The sequence below is a fragment of the Methanosarcina flavescens genome, assembly GCF_001304615.2.
Lineage (GTDB): Archaea > Halobacteriota > Methanosarcinia > Methanosarcinales > Methanosarcinaceae > Methanosarcina > Methanosarcina flavescens.
The window spans coordinates 534,135-546,852 of the sequence record NZ_CP032683.1; the positions used below are offsets into that span (position 1 = coordinate 534,135).

14 protein-coding genes are annotated in these 12,718 nt (G+C 42.7%); 3 read left to right on the plus strand and 11 right to left on the minus strand.

From position 1 onward, the window contains the following. Positions 1 to 47: 47 nt before the first annotated feature. The 3 genes from AOB57_RS02335 to AOB57_RS02345 form a co-directional block, all read right to left on the minus strand. Complete coding sequence (locus AOB57_RS02335) at positions 48 to 1,046, minus strand: TIGR03557 family F420-dependent LLM class oxidoreductase (RefSeq protein WP_054297794.1); 999 nt, start codon at positions 1,044 to 1,046, stop codon at positions 48 to 50. 327 nt (positions 1,047 to 1,373) lie between these two features. Then, positions 1,374 to 2,105 (minus strand): alanyl-tRNA editing protein AlaXM, encoded by a 732-nt coding sequence (gene alaXM, locus AOB57_RS02340; RefSeq protein ID WP_054297795.1) that lies wholly within the window; start codon positions 2,103 to 2,105, stop codon positions 1,374 to 1,376. 174 nt (positions 2,106 to 2,279) lie between these two features. Continuing rightward, a complete protein-coding gene (locus tag AOB57_RS02345; protein WP_054297796.1) occupies positions 2,280 to 3,551 on the minus strand; it encodes a coiled-coil domain-containing protein in 1,272 nt (423 codons plus the stop codon). A 375-nt stretch (positions 3,552 to 3,926) separates the two neighbouring features. On the opposite strand from AOB57_RS02345, the gene AOB57_RS14925 reads away from it, so the two are divergent. Together AOB57_RS14925 and AOB57_RS14930 are read left to right on the plus strand one after the other, a co-directional pair. Further along, positions 3,927 to 4,043, plus strand: coding sequence for a hypothetical protein (locus AOB57_RS14925; protein WP_394339706.1), 117 nt, complete (start codon positions 3,927 to 3,929; stop codon positions 4,041 to 4,043). A gap of 13 nt (positions 4,044 to 4,056) precedes the next feature. Continuing rightward, a complete protein-coding gene (locus tag AOB57_RS14930) occupies positions 4,057 to 4,323 on the plus strand; it encodes a mechanosensitive ion channel domain-containing protein (RefSeq protein WP_319592647.1) in 267 nt (88 codons plus the stop codon). A 101-nt stretch (positions 4,324 to 4,424) separates the two neighbouring features. Here AOB57_RS14930 and AOB57_RS02355 read toward each other — a convergent pair whose 3' ends face one another. From AOB57_RS02355 to AOB57_RS02375, 5 genes are all read right to left on the minus strand, one after another. Further along, complete coding sequence (locus tag AOB57_RS02355; protein WP_054297798.1) at positions 4,425 to 4,787, minus strand: Mth938-like domain-containing protein; 363 nt, start codon at positions 4,785 to 4,787, stop codon at positions 4,425 to 4,427. A gap of 312 nt (positions 4,788 to 5,099) precedes the next feature. Further along, complete coding sequence (locus AOB57_RS02360; protein WP_054297799.1) at positions 5,100 to 6,074, minus strand: alpha/beta hydrolase; 975 nt, start codon at positions 6,072 to 6,074, stop codon at positions 5,100 to 5,102. Between the two features lie 472 nt (positions 6,075 to 6,546). Then, complete coding sequence (locus AOB57_RS02365) at positions 6,547 to 7,353, minus strand: DUF166 domain-containing protein (protein WP_054297800.1); 807 nt, start codon at positions 7,351 to 7,353, stop codon at positions 6,547 to 6,549. A gap of 460 nt (positions 7,354 to 7,813) precedes the next feature. Continuing rightward, on the minus strand, positions 7,814 to 8,200 hold the full coding sequence (locus AOB57_RS02370) for a 4Fe-4S binding protein (protein ID WP_054297801.1): 387 nt from the start codon (positions 8,198 to 8,200) through the stop codon (positions 7,814 to 7,816). Between the two features lie 2 nt (positions 8,201 to 8,202). After that, entirely contained in the window at positions 8,203 to 9,705 is a 1,503-nt protein-coding gene (locus tag AOB57_RS02375) for an L-aspartate semialdehyde sulfurtransferase (RefSeq protein ID WP_054297802.1), read from the minus strand. 320 nt (positions 9,706 to 10,025) lie between these two features. Here AOB57_RS02375 and AOB57_RS02380 point away from each other — a divergent pair, with 320 nt between their 5' ends. Next, on the plus strand, positions 10,026 to 10,487 hold the full coding sequence (locus AOB57_RS02380; RefSeq protein ID WP_054297803.1) for an adenylyltransferase/cytidyltransferase family protein: 462 nt from the start codon (positions 10,026 to 10,028) through the stop codon (positions 10,485 to 10,487). An 87-nt stretch (positions 10,488 to 10,574) separates the two neighbouring features. On the opposite strand, the gene AOB57_RS02385 is transcribed toward AOB57_RS02380, so the two are convergent. The 3 genes from AOB57_RS02385 to ribC are packed head-to-tail and all read right to left on the minus strand — an operon-like array spanning position 10,575 to position 12,681. Beyond that, positions 10,575 to 11,717, minus strand: coding sequence for a pyridoxal phosphate-dependent aminotransferase (locus AOB57_RS02385; RefSeq protein ID WP_054297804.1), 1,143 nt, complete (start codon positions 11,715 to 11,717; stop codon positions 10,575 to 10,577). A gap of 55 nt (positions 11,718 to 11,772) precedes the next feature. After that, positions 11,773 to 12,177, minus strand: coding sequence for a 6,7-dimethyl-8-ribityllumazine synthase (gene ribH / locus AOB57_RS02390; RefSeq protein ID WP_054297805.1), 405 nt, complete (start codon positions 12,175 to 12,177; stop codon positions 11,773 to 11,775). Positions 12,178 to 12,216: 39 nt separating this feature from the next. After that, positions 12,217 to 12,681, minus strand: coding sequence for a riboflavin synthase (gene ribC / locus AOB57_RS02395; protein WP_054297806.1), 465 nt, complete (start codon positions 12,679 to 12,681; stop codon positions 12,217 to 12,219). Positions 12,682 to 12,718: the final 37 nt, after the last annotated feature.

Consider the following 12,718-nt stretch of genomic DNA (forward strand, 5'->3'; position numbering starts at 1 on the left):
AATTCAGATTCATTTTCCCTTGAAAAATGAAAAAACGGAAAAGAAATTTATTCCATTTCTTTTATTGCAGGTAAAACATCTTTCCCATAGGCTTCAAGAAAAGCTATCTGGTCTGAGGCTGCCGAATGGAAATAAAGGTGTGTGAAACCCAGGTCAATATATTTTTTTGCAAATTTAATATGATCCACAGGATCTTCCGAGAAGCAAGTATGTTTTCGTATAATATCAGGACCCACAACTTGCCCATTCTGAGCAGACATTTCTGGAGTGTAGATTTTATTCAAGAAAAGGGCAGGTATAAACGCTCCAGCCCAGTACTTCATGACGTTCTTAATAGAAGCTTCAGGATCAGTTCCATAGCCAACAAAAAGCTCCACTGCCTTTGGCAGGTTTTCCGGGCTCTTACCCGAGTCTTTAGCCCCTTTTTCAAACTCGGAAAGAATTTGCTCATACACCTGCGTATCCGGTTTTCCTCCTACGGTTAAAAGGCCATCCCCATAGTAGCCTGCAACATAAGCGCTTTCGGGTACAAGAGAAGAGACATAGATCGGAATGTCGTTTTTAGGCAGCGTATATAATTTGGCTTCCTTTGTCCGGTAGTAACACCCGTCAAAACTGATTTTCTCCCCTGTCCATAAGTCACGAATAAGTCCGATTGCCTCAATCATTCGTATCTGGCGTTCCTCATATTCCGGCCATTCGAGGGTTACGGGATACTCGTTTAAAGCTTCCCCTGTTCCAACTGCAAGATAGGTACGCCCTCCGGCAAGCGAGGACACAGTTGCTGCAGCCTGAGCAATAATAGCAGGGTTATAACGCAGAATAGGGCAGGTCAGGCCTGTTCCCAGTTCTATACTCTTAGTACGCGCAGCTGCCGCACCAAGCCAGCTCCAGATAAAGCAGGACTGTCCATCCTCACTCCAGGGATGGAAATGGTCACTGGCAGCAATGCTTTCAAAGCCTGCCTTCTCAGCAGTTATAACCTGCTCAAGCATTTCCGATGGAGGAAACTGTTCAGGTGCAATTTTATATCCTAGTTTAAGCAATCTAACCCCCCCACTGATTTGTTCGTAATTCAAAAATTATAGATTATATTAGATAACCGTATTCAGACTCAAAAAATCCTTATTTCAGCCTTGATTCGTCCTGCTTAATAGACTCTGCTTTCCTTGAGACTGAGCTATTGAAAAAAGCAGAAGAAGGAGAAAATAAGAGAAGAAAATAACGAGAAAGGTAAAAAAAGAGACAAGAGAAAATAGAAAAATAAAGAGATAAAAAAGGAAAAAAGGAAAAATAGGGAGAAGAGAAACATAAAGGGGAAAAAAGAGAAAAGTAAGAAAAAAGAGTCCAAAAGTGAAGGTTCAGTTCAGAGCTTAATCCACAAGTGTGAAGTACATTCTTCTATTGCTTTTCCCTTTGTTCTGGAGTTTTGTGATCTTTATACCCTTTATTTCCTCAGTGTTTTTTACATGGGTTCCGCCGCAGGCTTCGATTGTTACTCCTTCAATTTCGACCATACGGACTTCTTTTATCTCATCAGAGAAGCCTTTCGCCAGCGTGGTTAACCGTGAGAGTTTTTCTTCGGCTTCTTCACGGCTTACAATATAGAAATTAACAGGATTTTTCCGGGCTATAAGGTCGTTGGCAATTTTCTCGTAATCAGCAAATTTATCCCTGTCAAAAGTCTCAAGGCTGAAGTCCACCCTGCTCTGATCAAGCCCAAGCTGGTTTCCTGTTATCTGGGCTCCCGCCTCTTTCTCAATTACGTTCGCAATTACATGAGTTGCCGTATGCATGCGCATATGCCTGTAACGGCGATCCCAGTCTATGAATCCTTTTACTCTGTCCCCCACTTTTAATCCACTTAAGACATTCTCACCAGCTATCTCATGACTGATATCTCCATTGAACTTCCCCACATGCAGGACGTTAAATTCAGCGCCATCAGATTCGCGGATTAACTTTCCTGTATCATTGGGCTGTCCCCCGCTTTCAGGGTAAAAAGCGGTACGATCAAGGACTACAAATTTATCATCCGTTACCTTTTCGACAGTTGCTTCGAACTCTTTCAGGTAACAATCAAGGAAGTAAAGCGCCTCTGTCATTGTCAAACCTCTTTTTTAAGCTCATCAAAGATAGATAAAAACTGTCAGAATACATAAAATAACCGAAATCGCTGTGCTGCAAGCGTTGCGCCGCTTGACCACGCCGTCACGCCAGTTTTTGATCAAACTTTTTTCTAAAAAGTTTGTGGTCAAGCAGTTTTTTCAAAAGGCTTGTCAGAAGTTTATTTTTACATTGCTGTCGATTGAACTGACGTCAGCAAGAAGGTTTTCTTTTTTCTGTTCGAGTTCTTCCTTTAAAGCAGCAAGTTTCTTTTCGGAGTCTTCAATGTCATCTTCAAGCAGATGAGCCCTGCTCAGAAGTTCGGCTTCCTTACGCTCGAGTTCGACCAGTTTTCCGGTATCAAAACCTTCGATTTCAGCTTTTTTTGTCTCAAATTCCTTCAGGGCTTCAAGATACTCTTTTTTTCGTTCGGGGAAACCTGTGATTGCAGCTTTGACCTGTGACAGAGCTTTTTCCTTTTTCTGGGTCTGCATATCTAGGGCATTGTCCTCAAATACTTTTTGAAGCTCAGGGAAAAAAGAAGGATCAACTTTTACGGGATCTTCAAGACAAATATCAAGCTGCCTCTTTACCTCCGGCTTTAGGGTATATCTGCCGCTTTCATGAAGTTTTTTAATTCTTGAGAGATGACCAGAAAGCGGAAGGATAAGAGAATTCAAGCCTGCCTCGGCTTTCCTGAGTTTTTCCCCGGCTGCGGAAAATTCTGCTTCCAGGTTCTGTAATTTCTGCCAGACAGCTCCTTTTTTGAAATCCTTGAGAGCCTGGCTAGCTTCGGAAGCTTCTGCTCTCAAAATCTGAATTCTTCGGTTTCTGGATTCGAGTTCCTGCTCTCCGGCTGCTATAGAAGCCGAAAGCTCATTTATTTCTTTAATAACCGAGTTAGCTGCCTCAATAGCATCCATTTCTTTTTTATTTACCAGAATTACCTCTTTGAGCGCGTTAAAAACCCTACCCACGCTTGCAAGGCTTTCACTAACTCCTTTTGATTCCTCAGGAAAAACAACACGGGTATACCTGAAGCTTCGGTTCATATTCTCCAGGCAAGTATTAAGATTCTGTGTAGCTGCTCCATAGAAGCTTTCCAGAGCTTTGAAATCCCTGTTTTCCTGCACCCTGACTTTATCTATCAACATTGTGACCTGCTTTGTCACATTTTCCCTGTTGCTTTTGGCTCGCTTTACAGCCCTTATATCAAAATCTCCCTCGACCCTGGCTTCTGCAAGCCTTGAGTTACTTTCCTTGAGCGCCAGAAGTGAAGCATCAAGTTCTCTCAAAAGGCCGGATACATCCTTTTCTACTCGGGAAGATATCTTTTGAGACCTGGAATCTAGCCATGCGGGCAGGTCTTCAAAATTGATTTCCTTGAGACCAGCCTCCTCACTGGAATTTTCTTTTTTTCCGAAAAGCTTCTTAATCCATTTCAACCTTAACCTTCCCTGAATTTGACAAAATTAATTAAATCATGAAATTTACATAGATTTTTCTCTAATTCTGTATATTTTTGAAACTTGTTCTATGAAGGATTTATTCCGTAAAAGACTTTCCGGATTAAAGGCAGAATAGAAAAAATGCTATATTTCTACAGATACTTATAAAAAAAATAAATGCATTTTATATTGACTTCAAAATTGACCAGTATAATCTTGAACTTTACTTTATAAGTATACTCTTTAAAGTTCCACTCTTTATAACATAATTCGGCAACATCATTAAAATCGTTTCTATTACTGCAGAAACTCCTTTGAGTTTTTCCGCCATCAAACGCCAGAATCCTTACCCCTGACAACCAGCTCATAACAATCCCCAATAAGCTGGTCTGGGGAAATTCCATTGTTAATATGACACGTATGCCCACAAGAAGAATTTCTGTGGATGTAGGGATAAGTTACTCCTCAGACCTTGAAAAAGCCATTTAGATAGCATTCAATCATGAGAACACATCCTCTTGTCCTTCAGGATCCCGAGCCTGCAGTAGTGACTACCGAACTTGCGAATTCCTCGATAAACTTGCAGCTCAGGGCCTGGGCAAAAACTGAAAATATGGGAACGGTAAAGAACAGCCTAACTGCAGGCATACTTGACGCTTATACAAAGGAAGGAATTGAAATTCCACTCCCTCAGATGGATATAAGCATAAGAGAAATTAAACCGAAAGAAGAAATTAAACCAAGAGAAAATGGAAAATGGACAGTATAAAAGGATAAAATAGCACAGGGTAAAGGGTGTGCGATTAGGAAGAGTATATTAACAAAAGCAACTATCTTTTGAATAACCTGCCTGACCGTCTGATCTTCGCATTAACACGTTACATGGAACATTGCAGTTATTCTGCCCTCGAGTTCGTTCCAGCGTTCAATTGCCCAGGGAGTCGGAAAAAGTTCCACGCCGCAATTCTTCTTCCTGAAAAAATCTTCAGCTTCTTCCGAAAGTTTCACAAAACCCGTCTGTCCGGTTCCTATAATAAGTTTTTCAGTTCCTTCTTCATAGATGTACTTTGCTTCCTCAAGCGAGATTTTGTGAGAGGTCCCATACAATTCCTTTGATAGTTGTTTTTCCCTTTTTTCAACCTGACCATTTATGCGAATAAGTATGTCGTATTCATAGGTTTTTCCATCTACAGTAATCGAACCAAAACTGGTGGAATCAATCTTCGGTTTCATGATTTACCTCTTAAATAAAAATGAGAATGAGATTTCATATTATACAATTGTTTACACACTTCATATACGTATGGTTTGCACAAACTTATGCTAAGTGTTAAGCACATACTATGTGCTTAGATCACATATACTCAGATTATTACATGGTTATGTTATCGCACACTTAGACTCTCCCTAACTACTTAAAATAACAAAGAGATTCGGCAGATCGTAATGGACTTCACATAATTGAAGAAACCGTAGACTACCGAAGAGTAATTAGGGATATACAAAATGAAGTTGTAGAAATAAATTGAAGCTACAGCTATTTTATTACGATTTGCCAAAAATGCTCTTAAGAGTTGCATTCACCAGGCCGACTGCGCTGCAGGTTGCAGGTGTGCCCGCAAGTGGGTTAAGCATAGCGAAATCGTGTATGGTTCCCATGTATCGAACGGCTGTAACATTGACACCTGCCTGGATCAGCTTATGGGCATAGGCTTCACCCTCGTCGCGAAGGACATCATTCTCATCAGTAATAATAAGGGCTGGAGGCTGTCCTTTGAGCTGCTCAATCGAAGCTTGCAGCGGGGATGCAGTTGGCTGCTTGCGTGCTTCCTTATCGGGCAGATAATTGTCCCAGAACCACTTCATTGCTTCACGGGTAAGCCAGACTCCTGTTGCAAACTGCTGATACGAAGGAGTATCGAAATTCGCATCCGTAACAGGATAGAACATTACCTGATAGGCAATTTTCGGTCCGCCCCTCTCCTTTGCCAGCAGGAGGACAGCAGCCGCCATATTTGCCCCTACGCTGTCGCCAGCAACAATTAACTTTGAAGTATCCAAGTTATGATCTTTCCCGTTTTCTGCAATGTATTTTGTCGCTGCATACGCCTCTTCTATCGGTACTGGATATTGTGCTTCCGGAGATGGCGTGAAATTGACAAATATAACTGCAACATTGGCTCCGACAGCAATTTCCCGGATTAAACGGTCATGTGTATTTTTGTCCCCAAGCACCCAGCCGCCCCCGTGGAAGTACATCACAGCAGGCAGGATCTCTTTGTTTCCTTCTGGCCTGACTATTCTGATTGAAACCTGTCCTTTAGGACCGACCGGAATGTCAAGGTCTTCAATATCTGCAGGTAATTTTGCTACCTCAGCCGCCTGCAAATCTGAAAGGACTTTACGGGCGTCTTGCGGAGAAAGCTCATAGATCGGTGTTCCGCCCTGCTTGTTTACATTTTCTACAAATGCTCTGGTTGCTGGTTCAAGTGAGTTTATGATCTCATCGATCTGATTCATACTGAATTCCCCCTCTGGCTTGCTTTAACCCTAACGAATCTCTGGCGTTAGCAGAGAACGTGAAAGCAATAGCAAAAGTTACCCATTAACATGTGAGTGATATTATATATTTGAGCCAATATTTATGAACCTGATGGAGAAAAGAGCCCAGAAACCAGATCTTATTAATGTCACTTATCCTGATAGAAAAATGCTGCAAGCAAGCCTACAAGCCTTTTTTCAAAAGGCTTGAGCGAAACCGTTGCGCCGGTTTATCACGCCATCATGCCGGTTTTTGATCAAACTTTTTTCTAAAAAGTTTGCGGTCAAGCCTTTTCGTAAAAGGGTTTCAGCGCAACGGTTTCGGGTCAATGGTTTTGAGTCAATGGTTTTGGGTCAACGGTTTAGGATCAGCGGTTGCAGTTTATTTTCAGGTTTGAGCCTGAAAATAAACCTTAATGAAACTTTTATTAAAAATAAAAAATTAGGTTTTTCAGAGGCCTGAGCTTGAAGCCTCGTTCCTGCTGGATGCTAAAATTCTCGATTTTTCCTTTCTTGCACATTCCATTGCGTCTTCTGCAGCTTCCCTTATGGTATATCCTGCCTTGTGAAGGATAGTATCACCGAGCTGGGGGTCTTTATCCATGCTGGCAGTACAGGGATATGAGTGATGGGCTCCTGAGATGGTTTCTTTATAGTCTGAAACATCAGTCCAGCTGAGCTTCTTTGCCACAAACCAGGTGGAACCACAGGGGGCGTCCCTGAGAACGCCTGCACCTATGAACATCTTTCCATCAGGACTCATCTCGATCCTGAGCACAGGTCTTCCGAAGCCGAGGTCAACAAATGCATCTATAACAGGTTTTCCGGTTTTTTCAAGTGCACAGAAAGGCCTTGGTCCCTCAAACTCAACTCCCATAGCTTCAAGCTCTTTTCTAAGCTGCTCAAGGACACCTGCAGGAGTTTTCTTTGAATCTTCAGCAGGTGCAATTACGGCTTTTGCCTTCGTTTTCTTCACGACGTCCGGAAGAGCTATAAGGAGATCGGGATGGATGCCAATAGCAAGTATAAGATCACATTCCGGAAGCTTTTGAGGCATGTACTGATCGGGCTCTTCTATAAATGTGGGCAGGTCTTCAGGAAATTCATGAATGCCTACGATCAGGTTTGCATATGATTTCCTGGCCTGTCTGCAGTGGTTGCAGAGTTCACCGCAGGACACGCAGAAATTTCCCGGGTTGATCAGGTTCTGGATAACTTTTCTCCCTAGTTCGCCTGAGTATAGTACAAGGATCTTCATAGCTTACTCCAATTTTTAAAGGTTATAAGGGTTATTTTTTAGTTCTCAAATCCTCTTTGTAAAATGAAATTCCGGATTACTTCACCCCCAAAATGTAAAAAGAAAAGGGAACATAGACCAGTGAGGAAATTTTTGAGGCATTGCCTGAGAAACTGCTAATACCCAGTTCTGGCAGCACCCTCCTTTAATTTCTATCTTGTTTTTGGTTCTTATACATTATAATTATTTGTTTCTATGTATAAATAATGAGAGTTTCGAGATAGAAATCAGTATCCATAATTAAATCTCATATATAAACTAAGGAAGAGAATCAGGATAAATACCAGGGAAAGGACAGTAAGAAAAGAAAAAAACAACAAAAGATAGAAGAGGAAACCAGGAAAAACCAGGATAAAAGAGAGAACCATGATAAAAGAGAAAGATTATCAAGGAAGGATTTTGTTATCCTATCTTCCTTTGTTTACTCTCCCAGTTTCAAAGCCCCGTGCGGGCACATCTTGATACAGACACCGCACTGGATACATTTCTTTTCATCTACCTGGATACTCCAGGAACTGTCAAAGGAATAGACATTCATGGGGCAGACCGAAATACAGGCTCCGCATTCGATACATTCTTCCTCATCCCTGTGAATAGGCCGGTCCAGAATGGAAACTATCGCCCCTCTCGATTCCAGAGCTTTTTTGATTTTATCAAATCTGGAATCGTTTACGTCCGCAATCAATTCACCATAAGTTGAGTCGATGTTTGCAACCATTATATTAATCAGGATTCCGGTTTCGACTATGGATTCGGAAATAATAGGGTTGTGGATTCTTTCGGTAGGGATAGTGATCTTTATTTTCATGCTCAGTACCTCCTTGCAAGGAGTTTGCTTATATTGTCGCTCGTTATTATTCCGAGAACCCGCCTCTGAGTGTCGATTACCGGCATCGCCGATACTCCGTAACGGTCAAGCCGCCTGGCTGCAAGGTCTACAGGCTCATTCGGAGCGCATGTCAGTACTTTTTTCGTCATAACGCTTTCCACCGAGTCAAAACAGTTCTCTGCAACAGCTTTGGAAATGTCCCAGGCAGTAAGGATTCCGACCAGTTCGCCGGAGTCGGAAATCACAGCCAGGTGGTTAAAGGAATTCTCCCAGATCTTCTTAGCTGCGTCCTGTATAGTTTGGTCTCTTTTAATGGTCACAATAAAACTGGACATCACGTCTTTTACAAGAGGTACGGCTTGAGTCTGCTTCATAGGTTTGGCAAACCCTTCAACTTGCAGTCTTTCTACAGGCATGCTGACAAAAAATTTCCCGTGCTTAACCCATTCTTTTAGCTCATTTGCGATTTTTCTTGCATTCTTGAAACTGGAAAGGGAAGAAGTCGGCACGTCTTTTCCGTTAATTTGCACCGAACCTGACTTGAGTTCGGCATAATTTACCTCTTTGATAACAGGCTTCTCCCGGCTTCCTACAGCATAATCCTGAACAGCGGTCACTATATCCTCATCACGGATTGCAGTTGCAGCAGCGAGCTTTTCGTTAAGAATAGGTATAGGAATTCCTATTCCCACATAGAGGGTGGTTCCATATCCGGTAAAGGAAGCAGCCCTTAAGTAGTCAGAATTCATCTCCTTCAGGTTGCCTTTGAGCATAAGAGTCCCAAACCCTGAAGAAGGAGAATGTTGAGTTCCGTTCCCTATAACATACCCCTGGGCTCCTCCTATGAAAATCCTCGTTCCCGTGCCTATAGTCTCATAGTCAGGATCATTTGAGAGAGGCGAAAGTACACCTGCTCCGGAATAGGTTACATTTCCGAAATTGGGCAGAAGCTCACCCATATAAGTATTCAGAATTCTTTTGGAACTATTAGTTGCCGCTGCATATTTCTGGTATGCGTTCCTCGGGTTCAGAAGAATTGCCTCGTTAAGGTCATCAAGGGTAATTGTAGTATCAAGCACTTTCCTGGGATAGCAGTCCGTCCCATAAGAAGTTGCATGAACACTGATCTCTTTGCCCCTGAGGAGATCCTCAATAACGTGAGCTCCTCCATACTGGATTCCCCGTGTATCCGAAATCTGGGCAGCTCCAAGGTAAGCATCTACGGCTGCTACTCCGCTGTATGCTTCTACATTGTTAAACCAGAGTTTCTGGATTTTAATAGGAGGCTCGGAATGCCCGAGGTTAAGCATTAAACCGGATGAACACATAGCTCCGAATGTGCCTGTAGTAACTACATCCACTTCTTTTGCAGCCCTTTCAGCGCCAAGCTCCTCAACAATTGTGACCATCTCCTCGGCTGTCACTACATTGACGCTTCCATCTTCAATTTTTCTATTAATCTCATGAATTGATTTTTTAATCATTAGGGTCTCCTCTATTTGTAAATTTATCTTGAAGATAATATTTATTAGAATTATATATTACGTGTGATAATGCCAGAGGTAACAGCCCTGCCAGAGAAAGCGAAAAGCTGTGTCTGAGTACGGTTTATTTTTAGATTAACAGACTTATACCCTGAGTTTGATAAACAATAATCATATTTACGAGTCATATATATTACTTACGATAATTGGGAATCACTTATCTCTTAATCCGGTTGTAAATAGATCGTAACAGTTTACACCGTATACAGTTTGTATAATCCGGATTCTTCCTTGACTGCAGGCAGGGTTATTTTCAGTAAATTTCTTATGCTTATAGGGTATACCCGAGGCCAGGTGATTCGTTGACACGCATACTTGCTACCGGGACTTTTGATATTCTCCATCCCGGACATATTTATTTTTTGACCCAGGCACGAGAGCTGGGAGATGAGCTTTTCGTAATTGTTGCTAGAGACTCGAATGTGACTCACAAGCCAAAACCAATTGTACCCGAGGAGCAGCGCCTTGAAATGGTAAATGCACTCGGGATGGTTGATAAGGCGCTTCTTGGCAGCGAAAAGGATATGTTTGAACCCCTGAAGGAGATAAGGCCGGATATCATTGCTCTTGGTTATGACCAGCGCTTTGACAGCGAACTTCTAGAAAAAGAACTTACTAAAAGAGGGCTACCCGCAAATGTGGTCAGGATTCCGCTTTCAAAGGAATGCCCACTTTGCAGTACAGGTGCAATCATAAAAGAAGTGCTTAAACGGTACGGGTAAATCTACCCCTACCGTTGCCTGATTCAACCAAAATCTGCTATTCTTTATTCATACCTCTTTTCAGAAAGATAAGTTACTATGTTCAATTTATGTAAATACCGCTTCAAGTCTCTCGAGGGCTTCCCTGATTCGGTCAATTGATGTTGCATAGGAGATCCTGATGAAATCTTCACCAGATGCGCCAAAAGCAATCCCAGGGGTAACTGCCACCTGAGCTTCCTTCAAAAGCCTCTCTGCAACTTCTGTCCCGTTTCCGTACTCGCTGACATTAGCAAAAGCATAGAAAGCTCCATCGGGTTTTTTGCACTCAAGGCCCATTTTGTTCAGGCCATCGACAAGGACATCCCGGCGTACCTTGAAACGGTCAACCATTGCTTTAACACTGTCCTGAGGGCCCTGTAAAGCCTCAAGCCCACCGTACTGAACAAATGTGGTTGCACTGCTTACTGAATGAGACTGAATCTTAAGTAGAAGTTTTAGAATCTCAGGAGGAGCAGTCAAGTAACCGAGTCTCCAGCCTGTCATGGCATATGCCTTTGAAAAGCCGTTTACAGTGATGGTTCTCTCCTGCATCCCGTCAAAGCTGCCAATGCTGATATGTTCTCTGCCATAGATAATTTTCTCATAAATCTCATCTGAGACTACAATGAGATCGTGGTCAATTGCAAGGTCGGCAATGCACTGCAAAGTCTTTTTTCCGAAGACCCCACCTGTTGGGTTTCCCGGGCTATTTACAACGATTAGTTTGGTTTTATCAGTTATGTATTCTTCAAAATTGTCGGGAATGAAACCTTTTTCAGGGACTGTTGGGACCCAGACTGTTTCTGCCCCTGCAAAACGTATGCATGCATCATAAGTTACCCATGCCGGGTCAAACAGAAGAGCCTGGTCTCCATCATCAAGGACACCCATCATTACCTCAAAAATTCCCTGTTTTGCGCCGGGAGTGACAAGCACGCCTGCCTCGGTTACATCGAGGTTATTTTCCGTCCTCAATTTTTCGGCAATGGCTGCCCTTAGCTCCGGGATACCTGCAGACGGGGCATAATGGGTTTTTCCCTCATACATGGCCTTTGCCGCAGCATCGCAGATATTTTTCGGGGTATTGAAATCAGGTTCACCAAGGCTGAAATTGATGACGTCTATACCCTCTTTAATCATTCTGGTTGCAATGTTGGAGATCCTTATCGTTGCGGATTCTTCTACACGCTTGAGCCTTGCGGATGTCATAGGGATGGTCCTGGTATGTTACATTTTGCTAGCTTATTCAAGATATTATAGAAATTCACAGCCGCCGCACCAGCTTTACTGCAGCTTCAACTGCCCGTTTTGCATAATCCACACGTTCATGAGCTGCCATGCGGGTCATGCCTGGGCCGGGAATTCCGAGAGTTACAGGCTTATTAAACTCAAGAGAAAGATCCATGATCTTCCTTGCAGCATGCTGCATAACAACCTGGTCATGATCAGTCTCGCCTTCAATTACGGATCCTATGGTAACCACGGCATCGATGTCGTTCCTCTGGCAAAGCTTCTTGATTGCAAGGGGCATGTCAAAGACCCCAGGAACAAGAATTGTCTCTTTAACTGTTGCCCCCAGGAACTCCGCATGTTCTCTCCCTAGCAGTTCCATCTGATAAGTCAGATCCCTGTTAAATTCAGCTACAACAAATCCTAGGCTGATAGTCATCTAATAAGGTCTCCAGTCTTTGTTTTTACTTAAATTGCTTCACATTCTTAACGGACCTGCATCTTCAAAGCCTTGCCTCTGACCAGTACCAGCCTCTTGAATAAGCTTGTCAGGCTTGAAGAGCAGTTTTATTACATTTAAGGCGTGCTCGCGGGTCCTTCTATCCATAAGGAAAGCAAGTTCCTTCTCATCCTTTCCCTCGTTTTCATGGACAAAAACCTCAATAATGTGGGTATTGGTCATGAGCTGGGCCATAATAAGACCCTGAGAAGCTTCATGAGCACATATTTTATCCTGTTCTTTAGCTCCGGGCATGCCAAGAGCCATAACGATATCGCACCCTTCTTCTTCGATAAGTTTCTTGGCTGCAACCGGAAGGTCCTTTATCCCGGGCACGGTTACTCTTTTAATTTTCACAGATACATTTTTCTGTATCTCATCAATTGCCGCACGCCCCATATTATAGCGCGCGAATGTTGTGTCTGCAATTCCTATTGTGAGCATGTGAATCCGATCGGAATTTCAAATTTAAAATCTTTTT

What these genes read in the sequence shown, in the direction of transcription:
- AOB57_RS02375 (WP_054297802.1), bottom strand. Translation starts at nt 9,705, where the DNA reads ATGATTAAAAAATCAATTCATGAGATTAATAGAAAAATTGAAGATGGA.
- alaXM (WP_054297795.1), bottom strand. Translation starts at nt 2,105, where the DNA reads ATGACAGAGGCGCTTTACTTCCTTGATTGTTACCTGAAAGAGTTCGAA.
- AOB57_RS02355 (WP_054297798.1), bottom strand. Translation starts at nt 4,787, where the DNA reads ATGAAACCGAAGATTGATTCCACCAGTTTTGGTTCGATTACTGTAGAT.
- ribH (WP_054297805.1), bottom strand. Translation starts at nt 12,177, where the DNA reads ATGACTATCAGCCTAGGATTTGTTGTAGCTGAATTTAACAGGGATCTG.
- AOB57_RS02370 (WP_054297801.1), bottom strand. Translation starts at nt 8,200, where the DNA reads ATGAAAATAAAGATCACTATCCCTACCGAAAGAATCCACAACCCTATT.
- AOB57_RS02360 (WP_054297799.1), bottom strand. Translation starts at nt 6,074, where the DNA reads ATGAATCAGATCGATGAGATCATAAACTCACTTGAACCAGCAACCAGA.
- AOB57_RS02365 (WP_054297800.1), bottom strand. Translation starts at nt 7,353, where the DNA reads ATGAAGATCCTTGTACTATACTCAGGCGAACTAGGGAGAAAAGTTATC.
- AOB57_RS14930 (WP_319592647.1), top strand. Translation starts at nt 4,057, where the DNA reads ATGAGAACACATCCTCTTGTCCTTCAGGATCCCGAGCCTGCAGTAGTG.
- AOB57_RS02385 (WP_054297804.1), bottom strand. Translation starts at nt 11,717, where the DNA reads ATGACATCCGCAAGGCTCAAGCGTGTAGAAGAATCCGCAACGATAAGG.
- ribC (WP_054297806.1), bottom strand. Translation starts at nt 12,681, where the DNA reads ATGCTCACAATAGGAATTGCAGACACAACATTCGCGCGCTATAATATG.